Origin of the sequence: Lysinibacillus piscis (genome assembly GCF_026012395.1) — a bacterium.
Classification (GTDB): domain Bacteria; phylum Bacillota; class Bacilli; order Bacillales_A; family Planococcaceae; genus Lysinibacillus; species Lysinibacillus piscis.
Genome location: NZ_BRZA01000005.1, coordinates 132,701 through 155,078, shown reverse-complemented (window position 1 = coordinate 155,078; position 22,378 = coordinate 132,701). Strand labels below are relative to the sequence as shown.

Sequence of the window (22,378 nt, the reverse complement as noted above, 5' to 3'; positions counted from 1 at the left end):
ATCCAATATTTAGTGGATGTCTTTCTTTTTGAAGCGTCCACCTCGAACTTCAGCAATATTACCAATAGCTAAAAAGGCATTATCATCAAATTCAGCGACAATTGATTTCAGTTTCGACTCTTCTAAACGTGTAATAACTGTAAAAATGACTTTTTTATCATCACCGGTGTAAGCGCCTTCGCCATGAAGATAAGTCACACCACGTCCAAGCCGATCGATAATAGCTTGCCCGATTTCATCAATATCATTACTAATAATATAAACAGATTTTGATTCTTCCATTCCTTGAATGACAATATCAATCATTTTATAGGCAATATAATATGCTAATACAGAATACATCGCTTGCTCCCACGTAAAAACAAATCCTGCTACGATAAAAATAAGGACATTAAAAAACATAATAATTTCGCCCACAGAAAAAGGCGTTTTTCGATTAAATAAAATAGCTAAAATTTCTGTGCCGTCTAAAGAACCACCATAGCGTATAACTAGACCGACACCAATACCTAAAATAATGCCACCGAAAACAGTCGCTAAGAGGGTATCCTTTGTGAAGGGTTGGATATTATGTAAAAAAAACGTTGTTAGAGAAAGCGTAGTAATCCCAAGTCCTGTAGATAGGGCAAAGGTTTTTCCAATTTGTTTGTAGCCTAAAAAAACAAAAGGTACGTTTAGTAGAAAGATAAAAATTCCAAGAGGTAAATGTAATAAATGCGAGGTAATAATAGAGACGCCTACGATGCCGCCATCCATAATTTGATTTGGCACTAAAAATAAATCAAGCCCAACTGCCATAACAATGGCACCAACTATAATCATGAATGTCCTTGTAAATAGTTGATAAATTCGTTGTTTCCTATTTTTCTGTATTTTCTGTCTGTCACCCAATATAACCAGCCCCAATCTGTCAATGTATCATCTTTAATTATAGTGCTTAACTAGCATATATGTAAAAAAATATAGCTTTTAGCAAGAAAAATATAAGCGGAAAGTTCTGAATTGTGAAGATGTAACAATTCTTAGTCCAATAATACAGTTTTATTACAATTAGGTAGAAAGCATTCAAATCTTATTTTCTTTATGATACATTATAGTGGTGCATAAAAATTATAGGTAATTAATCCTATAATAAGGAAGATGGAAGGGGCTTTACTAATGAATTCATTTGGATATAAAAAAGAAGAAGGCAAGCAACAGCTTTCAATGTTTTCTTCAATAAAAAAGATATCCATTGTTGCCGTTATCGCAACGAGTTTAACAATAAATGCTGGTTTTGCAAAAGAAAATCCAAAAGAACATGTAAATAAAATCTACCATGTGTATGTTGGTGATAAATATATTGGTGCTGTATCGAATGAACAAGTTGTACAAGATTTAGTTGCGGCTAAGGAAAAAGAAGCACAGCAAAAATATAGCTCTGTAACAATAGATATAGATTCAACAATTAAAATAATCCCAGAGCAAGTATTTACTAATGAAACAAAAGATGATGAAACAATAGAGCTATTGAAGCAAACGTTAGTTGCGCAATCACCAGCCTTTACTTTGTTTGTGAATAATCAGCCAGTGATTTCCTTAAAAGACGCACAAGCATATGACGAAACAATTCGTTTATTAAAGCTACAATATGTGTCACAGCAAGAATTAGATAGCTTACCAGCAGTACCCCAGGCAGCGACTTTACAATCAGGAGAATCTCGTCTTTTAAATATCACATTCAAACAAGAGGTATCAGGAGTTACGCAAACAGTATCACCAGAAGTGATTGTAACACCTCAAGAGGCCGTTCAATACTTAATGACAGGTGCGCTTGTACAAGAAAAGTATGAAATTCAATCTGGAGATGTTTTAGGTTCAGTGGCAAAGAAACATGGTTTAACAACAGCTGAATTAGTCGCATTAAATCCTGATATAACAGTAGATACAGTGCTACAAATTGGACAACCACTAAATGTAACAGTGGCTAAACCATTTGTGACACTTGAGGTAAAGCAAGAGAAAAAAGTGATGGATACAGTTCCGTTTAAAAAAATCACTGAAGAAGATCCAACAATGTATAAGAACGAGAAAGTAGTTAAGCAACAAGGGGTTGATGGTAAGAAAGAAACAACATATCTTTTAACATCTGAAAATGGCACACGCACATCAAAAGTGGCATTGAATGAAGAGATTTTACAGCAACCTGTTGATCAAATTGAAGTAATTGGCACAAAAGTAATATCATCACGTGGTACAGGTGAATTTGTATGGCCAACGGTAGGTGGTTATATTTCAAGTACAATGGGTTATCGTTGGGGTACTCAGCATCGAGGAATTGATATTGCTCGTCCAAGTAATTACAATATTTTAGCTGCAGACAATGGTGTTGTTGTGGCAGCAGGTTTCTCAGGTAGTTATGGTAATCGTATTGTTATTAATCATAATAATGGCTATACAACATTATATGGACATCTTTCTTCTATTAAAGTTGAAGTAGGTCAAGTGGTAGAAAAAGGTTCATTAATTGGTATTATGGGTTCAACAGGTAATTCAACAGGTACGCATTTACATTTTGAAGTAGAAAAAGGTGGCTCATTAGTCAATCCATTAGCATATGTAGGGCGTTAATTATAAAGATGATGTTATCGGTTTAATGGTAGCATCATCTTTTGTTTATCTTGGTTCAGCAATTGTTATGGATTTTTTTGGGTAAACTCAAAAATCTAGATGTAATTAGGCTGAGACATAATTGATAATTTCACATACTCTATTATTTCCCAAGCAATAATCAATGTTTGAAATAATGCAGAGAAGTGAAAAGCGTGGTAGAGTTAAGGGTAGTGACTTTACTATAATACCCACTGTGAAAGGGGAAAATATAAATGAATAAAACAATTTTAGTTGTGGATGATGAAAAACCAATTGCAGATATTTTGCAATTTAATTTGATAAAAGAAGGCTATAAAGTTATTTGTGCATATGATGGCGATGAAGCATTACAAAAAATTGAGGAAGAGCAGCCAGATTTAATGTTGCTTGATATTATGCTGCCGAAACGTGATGGTATGGAAGTGTGTAGAGAGGTACGTAAAAAATACGATTTTCCGATTATTATGCTGACAGCAAAAGGCTCCGAAATCGATAAAGTATTGGGGCTAGAAATGGGTGCAGATGACTATGTCACAAAGCCTTTCAGCACACGGGAGCTGATTGCTCGAGTAAAGGCAAATATGCGACGCTTACAAGTTACTCCTGCTGTGGAAGTAGTAGAGGAAGAGTCAAACGAAATCATAGTTGGCTCATTAATTATTCAACCAGATGCTTATTTAGTGTTAAAACGAGATGAAGCGATTGAATTAACACATCGAGAATTTGAGCTATTGCATTACTTAGGAAAGCATATCGGTCAAGTAATGACACGTGAACATTTACTCCAAACGGTTTGGGGTTATGATTATTTTGGAGATGTGCGTACAGTCGATGTGACGATTCGTCGCTTGCGTGAAAAAATTGAGGATAATCCAAGCCATCCTGTGTGGATTGTGACACGTCGGGGTGTAGGTTATTATTTACGAAATCCTGAACAGGAGTAAACAGTATGCAGAAGGTCGGTTTCTTTCAATCTATTCATGTGAAATTAGTTCTGATTTATATTTTATTAATCTTATTGGCATTACAAATCATAGGAATTTATTTTTCACGTGAGTTAGAGCAAAACTTAAAAACTAATTTTCGAGAGTCCATTTTTCAACGTGTGGATTTAATGCAGTATAGTCTTCGGGAAGAGATGTTAAAAGAACGTGATGAGAGTATGCCAAAGCTTGAGGAAAGCTTGAAAAAGATTGTGATGGAATTTTCCACAGGCTTAAAAGATGTCTCAAATGGTGATATTTTAGAAATTCGTGTAATTGATAATAGACAACGTATATTAGCTACGTCTGAAATAAACAATCAAAGTTTAATTGGCCAACGTTCCAATATAGATATTGTACGGCATGCCATTTCAGCAGAAACAATATTTGATACGATTAAATTAGATAATAAAACGAAAAATCGTGTTTGGGTATTGGCAACACCGATTCGGAATGGCGCAGGCCCAGATAATGAGATTATTGGTGTTATTTATATTGAAACAAATATCGAATCCGTCTTTGAGCAGATGAGTGATATTAATCAGATTTTCTTGGGTGGTACGGCAATGTCCTTAGTTATCACCATTTTCCTCGGTATTTTGGTTGCTCGTACCATTACAAAGCCGATTTCAGAAATGCGTAAACAAGCACAGGCAATGGCGAAGGGGAATTATTCAAGAAAAGTACATGTCTATGGAAAAGATGAAATTGGACAACTGGCGACAACCTTTAATCATTTAACGAATCGTTTGCAGGAGGCACAGTCTACAACGGATGCAGAGCGTCGAAAATTAGATTCCGTGTTGAGTAATATGACGGATGGTGTGATTGCTACAGATCGTAAAGGGCGCATTATTTTGATTAATGATCCTGCTTTAGAGTTACTACATGTGATGAGGGACGTGACAGTAGGGCGTCCAATTGCTTCTGTTTTAGGCATTGAACAAGAATATGGTTTTGAGGATTTAATCCACATGAATGAAGCCGTGAACTTAGATTTCAGTACAGGTGATACACCGTATATTTTACGTGCAAATTTTTCTGTTATTCAAAAGGAAACAGGCTTCATTAATGGTCTCATTACTGTGTTACATGATATCACAGAGCAAGAAAAGATTGAAATGGATCGCCGAGAGTTTGTATCTAATGTATCACATGAGCTACGAACACCGCTGACAACGATGAGGAGTTATTTAGAGGCATTAGCTGATGGGGCGTGGCAGGATGAAAATATTGCACCATCATTTTTACATGTAACACAAACGGAAACAGAGCGTATGATTCGTCTAGTTAATGACCTATTACAGCTTTCTCGAATGGATAGTGCAGATTATGAAATGAATAAGGATATTGTGAATTTTACTTCTTTCTTTACTCGTATTATTGATCGATTTGAAATGTCGAAATCCGATCATGTGAATTTTGTCCGCTTATTTTCAGAGGTATCACATTATATTGAAATTGATACGGATAAAATAACACAAGTATTAGATAATATTATATCGAATGCAATTAAATATTCTCCAGATGGTGGGAATGTTCGTTTTGGATTTACTGTGCATGATAATATGTTGAAAGTAATGATTTCCGATGATGGGATGGGCATTCCAAAAGAAAATGTCGGGCGTATTTTTGAGCGTTTTTATCGTGTAGACCGTGCGCGTGCAAGATCTATGGGTGGTACAGGTCTAGGTTTGGCCATTGCAAGAGAAATGGTAGAGGCACATGGTGGGAAGATTTGGGCTGAAAGTGAAGAGGGACATGGAACAACCATTTTCTTCACATTACCATATGATTTAGAAGACTTTGATGAAGCAGGTGATGAGTGGGCATGAAATATATAGAGCCAGTGAAATCTATTGTCCTATTTCTACTCGTCATGCTAAGCATCGCATTGACTTTTACGATTTGGACATACACACCTGATTATCGCTATATTGAACAAGTTGAAAGTAAAGAAATTTTAGTTGGTTCACAGAAAAATTTTGAAGATCTAATTCGCCCATATAAGGCGGTTTACCGTTTTGAAAACGGCTTTACAGGTACAGTATCCAATAGTGTCATGAAAGATTTGATGAAGATGTGGAGAGGCTGGAATGTATTTGATTTGCGCATTGATAGTAATTTGTCAGCCAATTACATGAATGAAATGATTCGTACTGATAAGCGAATGACCGTTTTTTTCACAGGGGAGATTCCCTTTTCTGTGTTAAGTACAACTTTCCAATTTACAGATAAAGAGTTACCTGAGACAACCTTTAATCGAATGATTATTGATTGGAGTCATTACGCAAATCGAGAGTTGCAAGTGTTTTTTGTTAGCAATAGTAGTGCTACATCGATGCGTGCACACGTTAGTATCCAAAATGCACATCAATTTATGAAAAATATTATAGAGCCCGCTGAAAAATATGGTGCTTTCCAAGAGATTGAGCGAGAGAATGCAACATCATTGTATATTGCAAAAGATACGATTGAATCGGTGAAGTACACATATTTTATCAATGATTTATCGCCAGAGCTTTTTAAAAATGTGCTGTTTACAGAGCCAAACATTGTACGTAGTAATATGGAAAGCCCAATAGAAAAATATACAGATGGTATGTCTGAAATGACTGTAGATACGAATTTTAAATCATTAAATTATGTATATCCAGCAGCTGAAAGCAGTGTCAGTATCGAGCCATCGAAACTATTGAAGGATAGTTTTGAATTTATTAATGAGCATGGTGGCTTTACGGCTGACTATCGCTATATTTCATTAGGTATGAATCAAAATCAAATTGATTATCAGCTATTTTTACAAGGTCTGCCTGTATACAGTGATCAACTGATATATCGCATGTCAACGATTTGGGGAGATAATCGAATTTTCCATTATAAACGTCCCTATTTTTCTTTAGATATCGATATTCCGTCTGAGAAGGAGATTAAAGAGCTGCCTTCAGGAGTAGAAATTATTGATAAAATTCATCAAATGGATAATATTATGGTCTCAGATATTGATGAGTTGACGATTGGTTATTATTTAACGCAAAACCAAAGCCTGCATATCTTTACATTGGAGCCATGCTGGTTAATGTCACGTAATGGGAAATGGACAAGAGTGACACCTGAACTATTTGGAGGTGTCAAACTTGGATTGGAATAAAACAAAAACAATTTTTATCGCCGTATTTTTAATTTTAAATATCTTTTTATATATGCTGTATTTGAATCGTTACACAGAGGCACAAAATGTAGAAACACAAATACTTGGGGAAAAAACAATCGAGGCTCGTTTAAAAGATGATAATATTACATATGGTGTATTGCCAAGTAATATTGAATCAGCGACATATATTTCAGCGAAAGTTCATCATTTTACAGATAAGGATTTTACAAATAACAATCAACAGGTGACGATTAAGGATGATGTACATGCTGTTGTCACATTTGCAGAGCCATTGAAATTACCAAATATCAATACAGAGTTGAGCTTTACGGAATTTCTGAAAACAAATGTTTATGAGGGTGCCTCCTATGCACTTTGGACAATTGATCATGAGGAGCGTGTAGCGATTTTCTTCCAAAAGGCAAATAACCGTATGTTTTACTATAATAAAAGAGGGTTATTAAAAGTATATTGGAACGCTGAAAATGAAATCACGATGTATGAACAGACGATGGTTGATAATATTGAGGAAATGGAGCAGCAGGAAAATGTACTGCCACCACTACAAATTCTTCAAGCATTGTATGTCAAAGGGATATTAAAGCAAGATTCTCATATTACACAGGTGCGATTAGGCTACTCTGCACTGGTCTATTTAACACAAACACAGGTATTAGTACCAACATGGGAAGTGCAAGTAAAATTATCGGATGGCAATGTCGAAGAATATTTCGTAAATGCTGTGGATGGAAAAATGATCGAAATTCAAGTAGATATGCAGGAAGAGGATTTGGAGAGTTAAATGATGCGATTTAGTGTTTTGGCAAGTGGAAGTACAGGTAATTCTATTTATGTAGAAAATGATGAACATGCCTTTATTGTAGATGCAGGATTAAGTGGCAAAAGGATGGAGCAACTATTTAGTAAAATCGATCGCAATATGAAACAGCTAAGTGGCATTTTAGTGACACATGAGCATATTGACCATATTAAAGGGATTGGTGTATTGGCACGAAAATACAATGTGCCGATTTACGCTAATGCGAAAACGTGGCAGGCGATGGATGGCAATATTGGAGATATTCCATCTGCGCAGCGATTTGAGTTTGAAATGGAAACTGTGAAGCATTTTGGTTCGCTAGCGATTGAATCCTTTGCTGTGTCCCATGATGCTGCGGACCCGATGTTTTATACATTCCACGAAAATGACCGTAAATTGGTTGTTATTACGGATACAGGTTATGTAAGTGACCGCATGAAAGGTATCATTCGTGGTGCAGATGCCTTTGTTTTTGAAAGTAATCATGATGTAGGTATGCTACAAATGGGGCGTTATCCATGGTCTACAAAGCGACGCATTTTAAGTGATGTGGGGCATGTATCGAATGAGGATGCAGCGATAGCGATGAGTGATGTGGTATTTGATAAACCAACGAATATCTATCTAGCCCATTTAAGTAAAGATAATAATATGAAAGAGCTAGCACGCATGAGTGTGACACAAACATTGCAATCTTGCGGAATTTTAGTAGGAGAGCATGTTCATTTATTCGATACGGATGCAGAAAATCCAACGACACTTGTGACAGTTTAATAGAGTAGCTGTTTAATTCTTCATGGAATTGAACAGCTATTTTTATGTCCATTTTATTTCATTTTCATCTAATTTTAATGTTTGAATTGTAGTATAAGGGTAACAACTAACAAATAGGAAAAAATGAAAGGATGAGCACAATGAGTTATTTCCACGATGATGAATATAAAAATGATGAAGTACCAAAAACACCTCTACAGGAGCGATTGGAAAAAGAAGAGCGTGAAACACAAGAGAAACGTTTGAAAAAGAAAAGTGGTGGTGGAAAGGGAGGCTATTTCTTCAGTGGCTTTGTCGGAGTCATTATTGGTGCTTTACTTGTGTGGCTTATGCTACCTGGACTTGTCAATCAAATGCCTGGTTCAACAGAGACGACTAGTACAGCTAAGCCAGAAACAACAATTGACCAAACAGCTACGGCAGTAACGACAGATGTGGTCAAAGCGGTGGATAAGGCATCAGCTGCTGTTGTTGGAATTAGCAATATTCAAACTGTGACAAGTGGTGGTTTTTGGAGCCCATCTACTACAAAGGATGAAACAGCAGGTAGTGGCTCAGGCGTTATTTATAAAGTGGCAGGAGATACAGCCTTTATCGTGACAAATAATCACGTAATTGAAGGAGCTAAGCAGTTAGAGGTTACAATGCCAGATGGTACGAAGGAAGAGGCAAAATTAGTCGGTAACGATATGTGGACAGACTTAGCGGTTATTTCAATCAGTTCTAAAAATGTCAAAACGGTAGCGGCTTTCGGTAATTCAGATGTTTTAAAACAAGGTGAAGCAGTTATTGCCATTGGTAACCCACTAGGTCTAGACTTTTATGGCTCTGTAACAACAGGCGTCGTTTCTGGTAAAGATCGTTCTGTACCTGTTGATTTAAATGGTGATGGGACATCTGATTGGCAACAGGAGGTTTTACAAACAGATGCAGCTATCAATCCAGGGAATAGTGGTGGTGCACTTGTCAATTTAGCTGGAGAGCTGATTGGTATTAATTCCATGAAAATTGCAGAATCTCAAGTTGAAGGTTTAGGCTTCTCTATTCCAATTAACTCAGCGATTCCAATTATTGAGGAATTAGAGAAAAACGGAAAAATGGAACGTCCAACAATGGGTATTTCTTTAACAGATTTAACAGATGTACCAGCATTTTATCAGCAGCAAACATTGAAATTACCACAAGATGTAACAACAGGTGTTGTCATTACAGATGTAAAAGGTAATTCACCAGCATCAAAAGCAGGTGCGCAACAATATGATGTGATTGTGGAAATGGATGGTCAAAAAATTGAAACAGCCATTGATTTACGCAAACATTTATACAATGAAAAGAAAACTGGGGATACATTAACAATGAAAGTGTATCGCCAAGGAAAGTTAGTGGAACTAAAATTAACATTAACAGATAGCAATGCATTGTAAAATCGATGTAAAAGCGGTAAGGATCTTGCAAAATCCTTATCGCTTTTTTCTTTAGTATGTGGATAACTAATCCAAGAATGTACAGAAAAATAATGCTGTGTCTTTTATAGGATTAGAACCTTTGTTACAATAGATTGTGGATAACAATGATTGAATTGTGAATAAGTTTGTGGAAATTTCGGAAAATAAGGAGACGAGTAATTATGGAGAAATATAGCTGTGAAAACCATATAGACCACGCTTTAGATATGTTTGTAGCGGAGCAAAAAATCTTCCCAATCATGAATAAAGTTGAGGAGGCTGAAAAGTTATCCACAAAGTGTAGCTACTGTGAACAACCAGCAGAATATATTGTATCAAGTAAATAACTTTACACAATATATAGGATAGATATGTGGATATGTTGATAACTTTTGTGGATAAACTGTTTGTAAATGTATTGTAAAGGTGGATAACGTGTGAATATAATGATTGTTTCAGTCGGAAAGCTGAAGGAAAAGTATTTAAAAATGGGTATTGATGAATATGTGAAACGATTAGGTAGCTATGCCAAAATGGATTTAATCGAGGTGCCCGACGAAAAAGCCCCCGAACAATTAAGCGATGCCGAAATGGAGATCGTGAAGAAAAAGGAAGGCGAACGCATCCTCGCCAAAATTAGCCCCGATACATATGTCATCGCCTTAGCTATCAATGGCAAAATGAAAACCTCCGAACAAATGGCAGCCGATCTGGAATCACTGATGACTTATGGCAAAAGCAAAGTTGCTTTTGTGATTGGTGGCTCTTTAGGGTTGCATGAGGATGTGTTAAAACGGGCAGATGAGCAGCAATCCTTTGGCAAAATGACCTTGCCCCATCAGTTGATGAAATTGGTGTTGGTGGAGCAGGTTTATCGGAGTTTTAGGATTATTCATAATGCTCCGTATCATAAGTAGGTGAGGTTTTTCGGTGGGTAGAGTGTGGGAAACCTCATTTAGAGATATTACGGAGAACCGTATCATAAGTAAGTGCGGTTTTCTATAGATGTGATGATTAAGCCTTACTTAGTTTTATTATGGTGAACCATATTTTAACCACAATTAGGATATTTAAAGATACTGCTAAATAAGAAAGGTTTGTGAGATTGTCAATACTTAAATGATATACTCTATCTTGGATGCTTGGACAATATTCCGTAGTCCATCGAAGATTATAGCTTTATGAATCCCATTAACTACAAGAAGAAAGAATTAATTATTCGACCCTAGGGGAATATCATTTGATTTTAAAATTTATTTATTATTTCGTAGATATCAACAAACTAACCTATGCTTGACTTACTCCTTTAGCAAAAGGGATTTTTAATAGAATGTCGAAAAATAACTAATAAAGTAGAATAGAGGAAAAAAGATGAAGAATATAGAAGGAGCACTTATAATGAATTTTACATTGTTAGAAGTAATGGCATAGGTTACTTGGGAATTTAGGAGGGTAAAAATGGAGTTTTCACAAAAAATACAAATACTGCGGAATAAAGCTCAAGAAACACAAGCAGCAAATAAAATTATAGATATGTTGACTCAATTAAAATTAAAGAATGATGATACAACTTCTTGTAGGTGGGTTTGGGAACTTATTCAAAATGCAAAAGATGTTGTTAACTCTAGCGGTATGGTTGATATTATTATCAACTTTCAAGAAAATGAAAAAATTGTTGAATTTAAACATAATGGCAAACTATTTTCAACGGAAAATATTGTTTTTCTTATAGAACAAGTTTCTACAAAAGATCGCACAGTAACCGATGCAAAAAACAAGAAGACTACAGGGAAATTTGGAACTGGGTTCTTAACTACACATTTACTTTCAGAAAAAGTGGAGGTAATTGGATATTTGCAGGATGTTGGTGAACTGCCTTGTTCTTTTAGTATTGCATTAGACAGATCTGGTAAGGATAAACAGTCAATAATAAATGCTATACAGGAGAGTTGCTCACAGTTAGATAAAAACACTACTATAACTAGTGATAGAACAATAAATGAAAAGAATTTCAACACTTGTTTTAATTATATTTTGGATGAAGAAGGAGTATTAACTGCGAAAAAAGGTCTGAAAAATCTACTTATTTCTGCACCTTACGTATTTGCTTTTGTTCCAGAGATAAATTCTATAACAGTCACAAGTGGTCCATTCAAACGGAAAATAAGCCGTGGCGAAATGATTACTAATAATGAGCTTGAAAATGCATATGAAATAGAAGTTATTGTTGAAACAACAAATAGAGGGAACCATAACTGCAAAAATAAGCATATCTTTGTTGTTGGCACTGAAGATTTATCACTTGCAGCTGAAATAGAAAAAACGAAGGGAAATGAATTTATTGTTAAATATGATGATGAATTGCCTCGAATCTTTTGTGATTTCCCTTTATTAGGGACAAATGATTTTTCATTTCCTGTAGTGGTAAATAACCCACTATTCAACCCGACAGAACCAAGAAATGGTATTCATTTAACGGATAAAAAACATGAACAAATAGAAAGCAACAAGGAAAGTTTAATAGAAGCGCGTCAGCTTTATATTAAGATGCTGGACTATTTCTCAGAAAAAGATTATGAAGGACTTTATAACATTGTTAAAATTCCTGAACAGTCAGAAAAAGATTGGTTATCGAAAGCATGGGTTGAGAAAGAAATAATTAATTCACTAAAATCTCACATTAAAGAAATCCCACTTATTTACACACATAGTGCTGAGAAAAAGCCTCTCTTTGATGAATGGGGGGATACATGTGTGCTTATTTCAAATGATTCAGACGAAACTATCAGAGAAAAGGTATGGACACTATCAAGTAAACTTATTCCTGATATGATTACAAAGCGCGAAGAATTAGAACTTTGGTACAATTCTTTATGGGATGAGTGTCGCAATTACAGTATATTAGATTTAATCGAAAGAGTAGAAGGGTTTAAAAATGTTGATGCATTATCAAAAATTATTATTGGTGATGTAACTGATTGGCTAAATGAACTACTGGTATTATTCTATATGAAAGAAGAGACTTTTGTTAACCGCCTTGGTAGAAATCCATGTATTTTGCCAAATCAGCATGGTGAATTTTGTACTGTAGATTCAATTTTCCTCGATTGTGGTATTGATGAAATTTATAAAACAACAGCTACAATCATAGATTTGGATTTCAAAAGCAAATTATTAGATAGGAAAATCAAGTTTGAATTTCCACCTGTTTTAAAAGAATATACACTAGAAGAAGTTTTTTCAGAGATTGAGAAGAAGTTACAGAGGTCACATCCAAAAGAAGATGAATTTTATCAAAAAATTATTTGCTTACAAGCTGAGCAAAACCAGGAACAAGATGATTTTTTAATTCTCGTTAAAAATTTGGATTTTGATTATTCGTGGGAAAAAAATAAGGTCTCAAAATATTCAAATACGATTCTTAAAACAGCATTGAAATTTTGGAGAGAAAAAATAAGTAATGATATAAGTTTGTGTCTATGCATTGAAAGGTTTACTTCTCACTTTAGTTTTGCTAATGAACATGAGGCAATTGATTGTCTATCGAATTTTGTTGGAGTTTTGGTGAAATATGAACAGGATCATTTATTAAATCATATTGGTATATTGCCTAATCAATATGGTGTCTTCAAAAAAAGCGCAGAACTTTCTCTCGATTCAGGAGAAATTGAAGAAACTCTCAAAGAGGCATGCAAATATGCTGGATATGATGTACGTGAAACATTGTTATTAAAAGACATTTTTTTCAGGTTACCTAAAAATAGAACTGTATATCTAGAGACCATTTCTGAGAAAATCACAAAATATGTGAAGGCGAATAAAAACAGTGTAGGTCAAAATAATGATGTTGAAAAAGAAGTTTTTAGAAAAACATATCTTTGGTTGAGAGAGAAATCATCTGATGAAACAGTTAAAAATTGCTTTAATGATTTGTTAACCAATTTACATTGGTTTTATAATGACAATGATATTGCTGAAAATATGTCTAAAGTGGAAGAATACAACGATGTGTTACAGAAATATGGTGTTTCTGGAGTGCAAGAATTAGAAAAGATATTGTCTCGCTCTGATATCGAAAGTGACTCAAGTACAACGGTAGAGTTATCAAAAGAACTTCTTGCACAATGGGGTATTTCAACTGAAGGAGATCTAAAACGGGCTCTTTCAAATAATATACTTAACGCCGAATTTCTCCATGATTCTAAAAGTAGTTTAGAAATGTTTAGCTATGTTAAAGATATTTTAGGGCGTTCCAAGAAAAATATTATCGATTTTTTAAGTGAGCAGTCAGAATATGATGTTTCCAATATTATGGAAATAAGTGATACTATTTTTGTAATTAGAAAACACAACAAAGAAATTTACTTAATAGCTCGCCCATCTGATTATGGTCAAATAATTCTATATTATGATTCTGAGCTAGATGTTCTGGATTACGAAAAAGATTGTGAATTGTGGGTTGAAGATGGAAAAAGCAATCCAGAAAAAATAACATTCGGTAAAATATTGAAATTAACAGGCGTTAATAAAATTCCTTTAAGGAGCATAAGAGAGAATTGATTAACATTAATGAGGTGCTGCAATTACTGCAATCCCCAGAGTCAAAAAATCTTATTTGTAGGCCCATAGAATTTAGACCGCAAAATTTGGCTATGTTTATCGCTGCTTTGTCAAACGTACCGGAAGAGTATGGTTACATTGTGATTGGGGCGAGCAAAAATACAAGTACTTATTCGATTAATGGAATAAGTACTGGATTTAAGATAGATGAACCTATTAAACGGGCACTTGGTTTATTATCTGAGCCACCAATTATAGATTTTGGGTGGCTTACTATTGAAGGTAAAAATATTTATGCCATTAAAGTAAAAAAGATTACAAGTACAATTTTCTTTAAATCTACGCAGGATATAGAATCACAGTCCGAGTTATTTATTCATAATCTTTACTTAGCTTGCATGAAACTCCAAGCTCGAAAACTTTATGTGAATGCTACTGAAGATGAGAGGAATGATTTTATTGCGGATTTATTAGAAACAAATGGATATAGACTAAAAGATCAAACTCGGCGAGGAAGTTCTGCTGCAGGAAAATCATCTGGCGAAGTTGATATATTTATTGAAAGAAATGGTATGCCATTTACTATTATAGAAGCACTTAATTTAGATAGTTTGAACACAAGTTATCTTAATATACATCTTGACAAAATATATTCCTATGATACAGCAGGAAATGCATTTAATGTATGTTTATCATATGTCAAAGTTAAAGATTTTGGATCTTTTTGGGATAAGTATTGTGCTCATGTTAAAAGACATGAATATCCAGTAATGCTTGTTTCATCAGATATAAATGCTGATAAAGAGTATCCATATTCTGATATAAGATTTATGACAACAAACCATAATCGTTCTGGAAAAACTACCTGTCTTTATCATATATGTGTGAAAATACAATAAATGTAAGTGGTATTATTATAATTAATCAATAGTATCAATTATAAGCACGAATCCTTGATTGCTCCAATTCAACGAGAATACCAGCAATATGTTAATGACTTAGCTATCCTAGAAAAAAAGCAATCGAATCTGTTAGATGCTTATATGGAAGAAACGATTTCCAAAAGCATCTATCAAATGAAGGTTAGAGGTATTGAAGAACAAATTTCCTCATTAAATGAATTACTGATACCATTAAAGGGACAACTAGGTTCAACCGTTTCTAGTGAAGTGACCTTTGAACAGATTAAGAATGTCCTACAAAACTTTCAAAAGGCTTTTCAGCAATCACTTACAAGGGAGCAAAGAAAACGCTTGTTACATTTGCTCATTCATCAAATTACAATTGATGAAGAACGGAAAATCGAGAGCATTCAACTTAAATTAAATAATGAAGTGCTAGAGGCATTACAACTAGGAGCAGGGGAATCATCTTCGGATGAATCTTCTGCTCCTTTTTCTGTTTTAATAGCTATCTAATTATAAGTATCAAAAGTGGCTTTTTATTAGGATAAATCATTATCAAAGCGAAGTGTTTTTCGTATAGGAAAATGGCATATTTAATCAGATATAAAAATATCGTGTAGGCTAGTATGTAAAATTTCCTAAGAAATAATTTATTGAGGAGAGAAATTTATGGGTTGTATTTGGAAAGCTATGAAAATTTGTTTTTGGTTTATGTTGATTATATCAGCTATTGCAATGATATTTATCTACTTTGAGGAAAAGGGAAATGAAACTTTTAGTCATGTTGAAGAGCTGGATGCCAAGGAGTTGGTAGCGGAAGCTTTTAGTAATTTGAGAGCTTCTGAGAGTTATCATATGTATTCTGAATCTAACTCAAAGGGGGATATTTCTAAATTTATTGCTAGCGAATCTGTACAAACAAAAGAAATATTTAATGTAGATTATCATACATTGAATGATTCTTATAAAATAACAGGGAATTTGGTTAAAGACAATGAAACAACTACTATTGAGGAAATAAAGGTGGATTCAGATATTTACCAATCTATAGATGGTGGAGAATTTAATTATGTTAGCTTAGATGGATTTACCATACTGGCAGGTGAAAAAACAGGAGTATTGGCAAATCTTGAATTTGCTAATGAGCCAAAAATAGATGATTTAATTGCTCAAGGCGATATTTCTGTAGGAGCTTATGAATCTAAAAAAGCAGATGAAAAAGACTATTATTTAATAGAAGGAAATATGCCTGAATCGTATGTATTAAATATGGTGAATCAAACCTTTTTTGGAGATGTGCATAAAGAAGCATCATCTTTTAAAATGGAAAATTTAATTGTCTTTGAGGATGAACTTCAAATGACAATTGATAAGGAGAATAAAAATTTATTATCAACATACATCCATCTGAGATTTAGCTTTGAAGTTGAAGGTCATACAATGAAAATGGATGTGGAAACAATTAAGAGATATTCTAATTTCGATGAAGTAGAAATGATTACTTTACCCAATTTAGAATAGGTGAATCATATATTTTTCCTAACGAAATAAATGATATGTTAATTAGGAGTAGGAGAATCATCTTGTATGACTTCCCTACTTCTTTTCGGTTTTGATAGCTGCAATTGTAAATTTCAAAATGGATTTTTGTTAGGATAATCCATTATTTAAGCGAAGTGTTTTTCACATAGGAAAATGGCATATTTAAAACAATAAAGGCGGAAGGAGATAAAGATGGATTATAGCAAGTTAGATAGTTCCTGTTTTAATGGCTCATATAAGGAATTTATTGAATTAATTGGATACAAAAATACTTTGCTAGTGTATAATCATTTTGCTGGTCAATATGTAACATTTCCTAAAAAATTCTTATCAGAACAATATTTATACGAAGCTATTGTTAATGAATATGATGGAACAAATGCGAAGGCTTTAGCGAAGAAATATGGCTATTCATATAGTTGGGTGATGAAGATATTGAAAAGGGAGCATTGCAACAAATAATCTACAAGGGTTTCATTTATAGGAGGAAGATATATGTGGAAGAAGGTTTTAATGTTAGTTATGATGATGGGTTTATTCTCAACAGGCGTGCTTGCTAATACTGTAGCTGTTCAGAAAGATAATAAGCAAAGTAGCACCAAAAATCAAACAGATTATACCTCAAAAGCTAAGCTAGTAGGTAATGAATATGTTTATAAAAGTAAGTATTACACGCTTCATGCACCAAAGGATACACAGAAAGATGATATTAACTTTGCTATCACTAATTTTAATAAGGGGATAGAACTAGCATTTGAAATTTATTCTAGCAAAGTTCCTGATTTAGAAGCGATATTATCAAATCAAACAGATTTTCCTACCAATATTTATTTAAAGAATAAATCAGATGACCCTTATGAATTTACTTATGTAAATGGAGGTGCAAGTCACAACAAGAAAACAGGGGCGTTGGAGACAGAAATTAAGATTTTAGTAGCTTCTTTATATAAAGGACAATGTTGTTCTTATGATGGGAAGTTTAAATATGATACAGCTTATGTTAAAAATTTATACATTGCTTCAGGATTAAATCTTGGAAGTGTCTTATTTAATGAAAGTATGAATTCTAAACCAAGTTGGTATAGTTCATCTGGTGCAGGTGAATTTGCCACAGGTTTTGTTAATTATAAGTCTCGTTTAGCCTCTAATACCTACAAAGATTATGCTAAGTATTGGAAGAGTGAAATTAAAAAGAATAATAAATTGCTAGTATTCAACAATGGAGATTTTGACTTTAACTATAATACGAATGTGGCAACGCTTTTCAATGCTTTTTTAATTGAAACTTATGGCGAAGATACTTACTTTGAATTTGTTGTATACGAAAGTGATACATTTTCAAAGAAAGAGGCATTTTTAGCAACCTATGGCGATATTAAAGAAATTGAAAAGAAATGGAAGTCATGGATTAATCAATAACCTTCTATGTATTGATAGAGAGAAGCAATATATATTCTTTGAAAAGTTTGAAAAGGCAAGTTTGAGTTTTGGAGCTATGAAGTATGTAAAAGAGCTATTCAAGATGATATTGGTAAGAAAAGTATTAAAATGATCTTAAATAAGAGGAGCCTTGGATAACGTTTGTTATTCAAGGTTTTTTCATAGGAAGGGGCATGATGAAAGGAAGATTGGAATTAGGTGATATGGTTAAATTCCAATCTATGTCCAAACAGGTGAAAGATAATATAATGGGAAAATAAAGGAAACCAAGAGACAAGAACAGATTAAGTATAATAAATGCTGAAATCAGCATTTAAGCACTTCACGTTATGTGAAAAAGGTTTAAATTTATATGTTACTGGAGGGTGTTTATGATACAGGAGATAGTTAGAATCTTTGAGAAGGCAAGTCGGAATTTTCTACAAGAGCAGAGCACCTTTATTTTGAGTGGTGTTTCTGAACGATCGTTATGTGGAGAGTTAATGAAATATTTAGCAAGGGAAATAAGTGAAACCAACTTTTCTAAATATCATGTTGATGTGGAGCACAATAGAAATGAAGGAGGAAAACTTAAAACAATTAAGAATGGTAAAGAGATAGTTATTCCTATTACATGTGACATTATAGTGCATAGTAGAGGGGAAAATATAAAGCAAGATAATTTAATTGCTATTGAGATGAAAAAATCTACAAATAATAAAGTAGAAAAAGATAAAGATAGAGAAAGGTTAATTGCCCTCACAAAAGATTCATTTGATAATCTTTGGAGCTACGATGGAAAAACATTTCCGCAACATGTTTGTCGCTACCAACTTGGTGTTTATTATGAAATTAACTTTATAGCAAGGCATGTAGTAATTGAATATTATATGAAGGGTGAACTTCAGAAGAATTATATTGTGGGGTTTTAGTTGTATTATAATTGATGAATAGAGGTTATCAGTAGATTTAATATGGGGGATTTAATGGACATTCTATCTAATGAAACAATAAATATAATATTACCAATGTTAGTAGTTATATTAACATTGTTGATTAAATTAATAGTTAATCACAATTTTACATGGATAGGGTTAGGAAAAGAAATGATTATGTTACCGGGTGATATAAGTATTCTTTCTATTTCTTTTATTACTAGTGCAATATTAGTTATTAGTAATAAATATGATAATGGATTACTATTAAATGCTATAGTTTGTTTACTATTATTCTTTTGTGCGACACTAATTGCTTTTGCACTATCTAAAAAAGCTTTTGATATATACTGTTTAGATAATAAGAAGGTAACAGAATGGGTTTCTTTATGCGGTTTGATATTGTGTTCATATATAATTTCTATTGTCATAATATACATAGCGACTATATTTTTACTTACAGGGGTGAAATTAAATGATTGATTATAAGGAACTAGCGGCTTTATTGGTCGCTATCATGAGTTTGGTCTTAGTTATGATGACAACTATTTTCACTATTCAAAGTAACAGAAAAAAAATGCGATATGATGACATATTGAAAAAAATTGAATTAGAGCAAATGAGACAGGAACTGGAGAATAAAATTTATGAAATAAATTATAAACTTTCAGAAGATAATATTAGATGGAATAAGATGAATCATTTAATATATGATGCACAAAAATTGAATTATGAACAAGATGTTTTAATGAATAATAAGTATTTTGATACTAAGGCATTTATTAAAAATATGGGAATTGATGAAGAATCCTTAGAATTTAATTCTGAATTAGTATTTATGTTAACGCCATTTCAAGATATAGAATGGGAAACTTTTGTGGCTGTAAGAGATGTATGTTCCAATTTATCTTTAAAATGTATAAGAGGCGATGAAAAACATATTAAGGGTGAAATATTACCAAGTATAATTAAATCAATGTTGGAAGCAAGAATAATAATAGTTAATCTAAATGGTAGAAATCCAAATGTGTTTTATGAATTAGGAATTGCTCATGCTTTAGGTAAAAACACAATTTTAATATCTAAATTTGGTGAAGAATTACCTTTTGATGTAAAATCAAAAAATATTATTTTATACAAGGAAACTTCAGAATTGAAATTAAAAGTTAAAGACGCCTTATTTAAAGCGATTATATAGAAAATTGCACAAAAAGAAAAAACTGTAATTTTCCATATTACGGTGCTCCGTATCATAAGTAAGTGAGGTGTTTTCGTGTAGGTGGGTGTCACAAACCGCACTTAGCCCCATCACGGAGAACCTTATCACAAATAAGTGAAGTTGTTAAAAAGACCACTCAAAACGTTGATGTTTCAATATTTTGAGTGGTTTTATTTAATCCTTGTTATAACCCAAATCATTAAAAGTCAAATCTTTATAGCCTTCTCTTATTTTATACGAGGTGATACATTGGTTTACACTGGCTCCACGATAATATTTCGTTCTAGCCGTTGAAAATATAAGATACGTTATTCGTACGCTAATTAATAATTTAAATATGCTATTATTTTGTTTGGTTAACCCTACTTAGACTATTAAGACAGAACCCTAAAGCTCAAAAGAGACTGAGACAAAAGTATTTTAGCCACTCAAAAAGCCGACCTATTGAAGAAACAATTGTGAAATGTTCCTTCATAGTGCGGCTTTTTCTCTTTAATTTAGATTAGTTATGCCTACTATCATTCGGCTTTTTGAAGTAATCATTTAGTTATGTCCCAACCTCAAACTTCTATTTATAAAACAAAACTAACAATAATACTCGAAAGAATACTCACAAGTGTAGCACCATACAAAAGCTTTAGTCCAAAACGAGCGACAACATTTCCTTGTTTTTCATTCAGGCTTTTGACAGCTCCGACGATAATGCCGATGGAGGAGAAGTTGGCGAAGGAAACGAGGAAGACAGAAAGAATTCCTGTTGTACGTTCACTAAAGTGATGATTGCCTCCAGACAAATCTAACATTGCCACGAATTCATTCGTCAGCAGTTTCGTTGCCATAATGGAGCCAGCGTTAACCGCTTCTGAGAAAGGAATGCCCATAATTAGAGCAATTGGAGCAAATACATACCCTAGTATCGTCTGGAAAGAGATATTGAATATTAGCTCAAATACATGATTGAATCCCGCCATTAATGCAATAAAACCAATCAGCATAGCCCCAACGATAACGGCAACCTTAAAACCATCGAGAATATATTCACCGAGCATTTCAAAAAAAGATTGCTTTTCATGCTCTTGGATTTCTAAAATATCCTCACTTGGACCAATTGTGTACGGATTAATGATGCTAACAATAATAAAGCCACCAAATAAATTTAACACTAAAGCTGTGACAACATATTTTGGCTCTAACATCGTCATGTACGCTCCAACTATGGACATTGATACAGTTGACATCGCTGAAGCACATAAAGTATACAAGCGCTGTTTGGAAAGTAGACCGAGTTGTTTTTTTAATGTGATGAAAACCTCAGACTGTCCAACCATTAGTGAGGCAACAGCATTATACGATTCAAGCTTGCCCAGACCATTTATTTTACTTAATAACAACCCAATACCTTTCATAAGGAATGGCAGGATTTTTAGATGCTGCAGAATACCAATTAATGCAGAAATAAAGACAATCGGTAGTAAGACATTTAAAAAGAAAGGTGATTCACCCTCGTTTGCTAAGCCTCCAAATACAAAGGAAATCCCTTCATTCGCAAATTCAAGCAGTGTCCCAAAAACAGTAGCTATACCCTTGATAATGATTAATCCAACCTCTGTATTTAACAGCAACAATGATAAAAGAATTTGAATAACAATCATCGCTATAATTGGCTTGAATTTTATGTCTTTTCGATTAGTACTTGCTAACCAAGCCAAAAACAATACAACAAAAATACCTAAAATAGAAATAATGTAATGCACGTGAAACCTCCTAATTTAAAAACAAACAACTGCCTAATTATAAAGATAGAAAGGGGTAATTTCAAATATTAAAAGCTGATAATAATTATTTTAGTATAAGTAAGCACGAAATCATTTTATCTAGAAGTATCGGTGAGTATTTTAATGTTCGTATTGAAATATGTGATGATGTATATTTATAAATGTACATTTTCAAAAATTAAGGTGTAATTCAATTCATTACATATTGTTTCTGAC

The 22,378-nt window shown here is 33.5% G+C and carries 20 protein-coding genes; 18 read left to right on the top strand and 2 right to left on the bottom strand.

The genetic code is table 11. The annotated features are described in order from the left end of the window. Positions 1-9: 9 nt before the first annotated feature. The gene (locus OPF91_RS16340) at positions 10-822 is read right to left on the bottom strand and encodes a YitT family protein (protein WP_264990000.1); all 813 of its coding nucleotides are present in this window, start codon (positions 820-822) and stop codon (positions 10-12) included. A 336-nt stretch (positions 823-1,158) separates the two neighbouring features. On the opposite strand from OPF91_RS16340, the gene OPF91_RS16335 reads away from it, so the two are divergent. The 18 genes from OPF91_RS16335 (at position 1,159) to OPF91_RS16250 (ending at position 20,366) form a co-directional block, all read left to right on the top strand. After that, positions 1,159-2,610, top strand: a complete 1,452-nt coding sequence (locus tag OPF91_RS16335) for a M23 family metallopeptidase (protein ID WP_264989999.1) — start codon at positions 1,159-1,161, stop codon at positions 2,608-2,610. Positions 2,611-2,864: 254 nt separating this feature from the next. Beyond that, a complete protein-coding gene (gene yycF, locus OPF91_RS16330; RefSeq protein ID WP_264989998.1) occupies positions 2,865-3,575 on the top strand; it encodes a response regulator YycF in 711 nt (236 codons plus the stop codon). A gap of 5 nt (positions 3,576-3,580) precedes the next feature. Continuing rightward, complete coding sequence (gene walK / locus OPF91_RS16325; protein ID WP_264989997.1) at positions 3,581-5,449, top strand: cell wall metabolism sensor histidine kinase WalK; 1,869 nt, start codon at positions 3,581-3,583, stop codon at positions 5,447-5,449. Then, on the top strand, positions 5,446-6,765 hold the full coding sequence (locus OPF91_RS16320; protein WP_264989996.1) for a YycH family regulatory protein: 1,320 nt from the start codon (positions 5,446-5,448) through the stop codon (positions 6,763-6,765). The genes walK and OPF91_RS16320 overlap by 4 nt, the downstream gene beginning before the upstream one ends. Then, a complete protein-coding gene (locus OPF91_RS16315) occupies positions 6,743-7,570 on the top strand; it encodes a two-component system regulatory protein YycI (RefSeq protein WP_373877068.1) in 828 nt (275 codons plus the stop codon). The genes OPF91_RS16320 and OPF91_RS16315 overlap by 23 nt, the downstream gene beginning before the upstream one ends. A gap of 3 nt (positions 7,571-7,573) precedes the next feature. Beyond that, a complete protein-coding gene (locus tag OPF91_RS16310; protein ID WP_264989994.1) occupies positions 7,574-8,362 on the top strand; it encodes an MBL fold metallo-hydrolase in 789 nt (262 codons plus the stop codon). Positions 8,363-8,502: 140 nt separating this feature from the next. After that, positions 8,503-9,786, top strand: coding sequence for a S1C family serine protease (locus tag OPF91_RS16305; RefSeq protein ID WP_264989993.1), 1,284 nt, complete (start codon positions 8,503-8,505; stop codon positions 9,784-9,786). Between the two features lie 203 nt (positions 9,787-9,989). Next, positions 9,990-10,154: a CxxH/CxxC protein gene (locus OPF91_RS16300; protein ID WP_264989992.1), complete on the top strand. Its 165-nt coding sequence runs from the start codon at positions 9,990-9,992 to the stop codon at positions 10,152-10,154. A gap of 90 nt (positions 10,155-10,244) precedes the next feature. Next, positions 10,245-10,724 (top strand): 23S rRNA (pseudouridine(1915)-N(3))-methyltransferase RlmH, encoded by a 480-nt coding sequence (gene rlmH, locus OPF91_RS16295; RefSeq protein ID WP_264989991.1) that lies wholly within the window; start codon positions 10,245-10,247, stop codon positions 10,722-10,724. Between the two features lie 541 nt (positions 10,725-11,265). Further along, positions 11,266-14,367: a sacsin N-terminal ATP-binding-like domain-containing protein gene (locus tag OPF91_RS16290; RefSeq protein ID WP_264989990.1), complete on the top strand. Its 3,102-nt coding sequence runs from the start codon at positions 11,266-11,268 to the stop codon at positions 14,365-14,367. Next, complete coding sequence (locus OPF91_RS16285; protein ID WP_264989989.1) at positions 14,364-15,266, top strand: hypothetical protein; 903 nt, start codon at positions 14,364-14,366, stop codon at positions 15,264-15,266. Before OPF91_RS16290 ends, OPF91_RS16285 begins: the two co-directional genes overlap by 4 nt. A gap of 54 nt (positions 15,267-15,320) precedes the next feature. Next, on the top strand, positions 15,321-15,785 hold the full coding sequence (locus OPF91_RS16280; protein ID WP_264989988.1) for a hypothetical protein: 465 nt from the start codon (positions 15,321-15,323) through the stop codon (positions 15,783-15,785). A gap of 156 nt (positions 15,786-15,941) precedes the next feature. Further along, positions 15,942-16,793, top strand: a complete 852-nt coding sequence (locus tag OPF91_RS16275) for a DUF6612 family protein (RefSeq protein ID WP_264989987.1) — start codon at positions 15,942-15,944, stop codon at positions 16,791-16,793. Positions 16,794-17,006: 213 nt separating this feature from the next. Then, the gene (locus OPF91_RS16270) at positions 17,007-17,276 is read left to right on the top strand and encodes a Mor transcription activator family protein (protein ID WP_264989986.1); all 270 of its coding nucleotides are present in this window, start codon (positions 17,007-17,009) and stop codon (positions 17,274-17,276) included. A 33-nt stretch (positions 17,277-17,309) separates the two neighbouring features. Continuing rightward, the gene (locus OPF91_RS16265) at positions 17,310-18,233 is read left to right on the top strand and encodes a hypothetical protein (RefSeq protein ID WP_264989985.1); all 924 of its coding nucleotides are present in this window, start codon (positions 17,310-17,312) and stop codon (positions 18,231-18,233) included. 392 nt (positions 18,234-18,625) lie between these two features. Then, positions 18,626-19,165, top strand: a complete 540-nt coding sequence (locus tag OPF91_RS16260; protein WP_264989984.1) for a hypothetical protein — start codon at positions 18,626-18,628, stop codon at positions 19,163-19,165. Positions 19,166-19,207: 42 nt separating this feature from the next. After that, a complete protein-coding gene (locus tag OPF91_RS16255; protein WP_264989983.1) occupies positions 19,208-19,651 on the top strand; it encodes a hypothetical protein in 444 nt (147 codons plus the stop codon). Then, positions 19,644-20,366 carry a hypothetical protein gene (locus OPF91_RS16250; protein WP_264989982.1) on the top strand — a complete coding sequence of 241 codons (723 nt, stop codon included), beginning with the start codon at positions 19,644-19,646 and terminating at the stop codon, positions 20,364-20,366. The genes OPF91_RS16255 and OPF91_RS16250 overlap by 8 nt, the downstream gene beginning before the upstream one ends. Positions 20,367-20,959: 593 nt before the next feature. On the opposite strand, the gene OPF91_RS16245 is transcribed toward OPF91_RS16250, so the two are convergent. Beyond that, positions 20,960-22,141, bottom strand: coding sequence for a NupC/NupG family nucleoside CNT transporter (locus OPF91_RS16245; protein ID WP_264989981.1), 1,182 nt, complete (start codon positions 22,139-22,141; stop codon positions 20,960-20,962). Between the last annotated feature and the right edge of the window lie 237 nt (positions 22,142-22,378).

What these genes read in the sequence shown, in the direction of transcription:
- OPF91_RS16340 (WP_264990000.1), bottom strand. Translation starts at nt 822, where the DNA reads ATGATTATAGTTGGTGCCATTGTTATGGCAGTTGGGCTTGATTTATTT.
- OPF91_RS16335 (WP_264989999.1), top strand. Translation starts at nt 1,159, where the DNA reads ATGAATTCATTTGGATATAAAAAAGAAGAAGGCAAGCAACAGCTTTCA.
- yycF (WP_264989998.1), top strand. Translation starts at nt 2,865, where the DNA reads ATGAATAAAACAATTTTAGTTGTGGATGATGAAAAACCAATTGCAGAT.
- walK (WP_264989997.1), top strand. Translation starts at nt 3,581, where the DNA reads ATGCAGAAGGTCGGTTTCTTTCAATCTATTCATGTGAAATTAGTTCTG.
- OPF91_RS16320 (WP_264989996.1), top strand. Translation starts at nt 5,446, where the DNA reads ATGAAATATATAGAGCCAGTGAAATCTATTGTCCTATTTCTACTCGTC.
- OPF91_RS16310 (WP_264989994.1), top strand. Translation starts at nt 7,574, where the DNA reads ATGCGATTTAGTGTTTTGGCAAGTGGAAGTACAGGTAATTCTATTTAT.
- OPF91_RS16305 (WP_264989993.1), top strand. Translation starts at nt 8,503, where the DNA reads ATGAGTTATTTCCACGATGATGAATATAAAAATGATGAAGTACCAAAA.
- OPF91_RS16300 (WP_264989992.1), top strand. Translation starts at nt 9,990, where the DNA reads ATGGAGAAATATAGCTGTGAAAACCATATAGACCACGCTTTAGATATG.
- OPF91_RS16290 (WP_264989990.1), top strand. Translation starts at nt 11,266, where the DNA reads ATGGAGTTTTCACAAAAAATACAAATACTGCGGAATAAAGCTCAAGAA.
- OPF91_RS16275 (WP_264989987.1), top strand. Translation starts at nt 15,942, where the DNA reads ATGGGTTGTATTTGGAAAGCTATGAAAATTTGTTTTTGGTTTATGTTG.
- OPF91_RS16270 (WP_264989986.1), top strand. Translation starts at nt 17,007, where the DNA reads ATGGATTATAGCAAGTTAGATAGTTCCTGTTTTAATGGCTCATATAAG.
- OPF91_RS16265 (WP_264989985.1), top strand. Translation starts at nt 17,310, where the DNA reads ATGTGGAAGAAGGTTTTAATGTTAGTTATGATGATGGGTTTATTCTCA.
- OPF91_RS16260 (WP_264989984.1), top strand. Translation starts at nt 18,626, where the DNA reads ATGATACAGGAGATAGTTAGAATCTTTGAGAAGGCAAGTCGGAATTTT.
- OPF91_RS16255 (WP_264989983.1), top strand. Translation starts at nt 19,208, where the DNA reads ATGGGGGATTTAATGGACATTCTATCTAATGAAACAATAAATATAATA.
- OPF91_RS16250 (WP_264989982.1), top strand. Translation starts at nt 19,644, where the DNA reads ATGATTGATTATAAGGAACTAGCGGCTTTATTGGTCGCTATCATGAGT.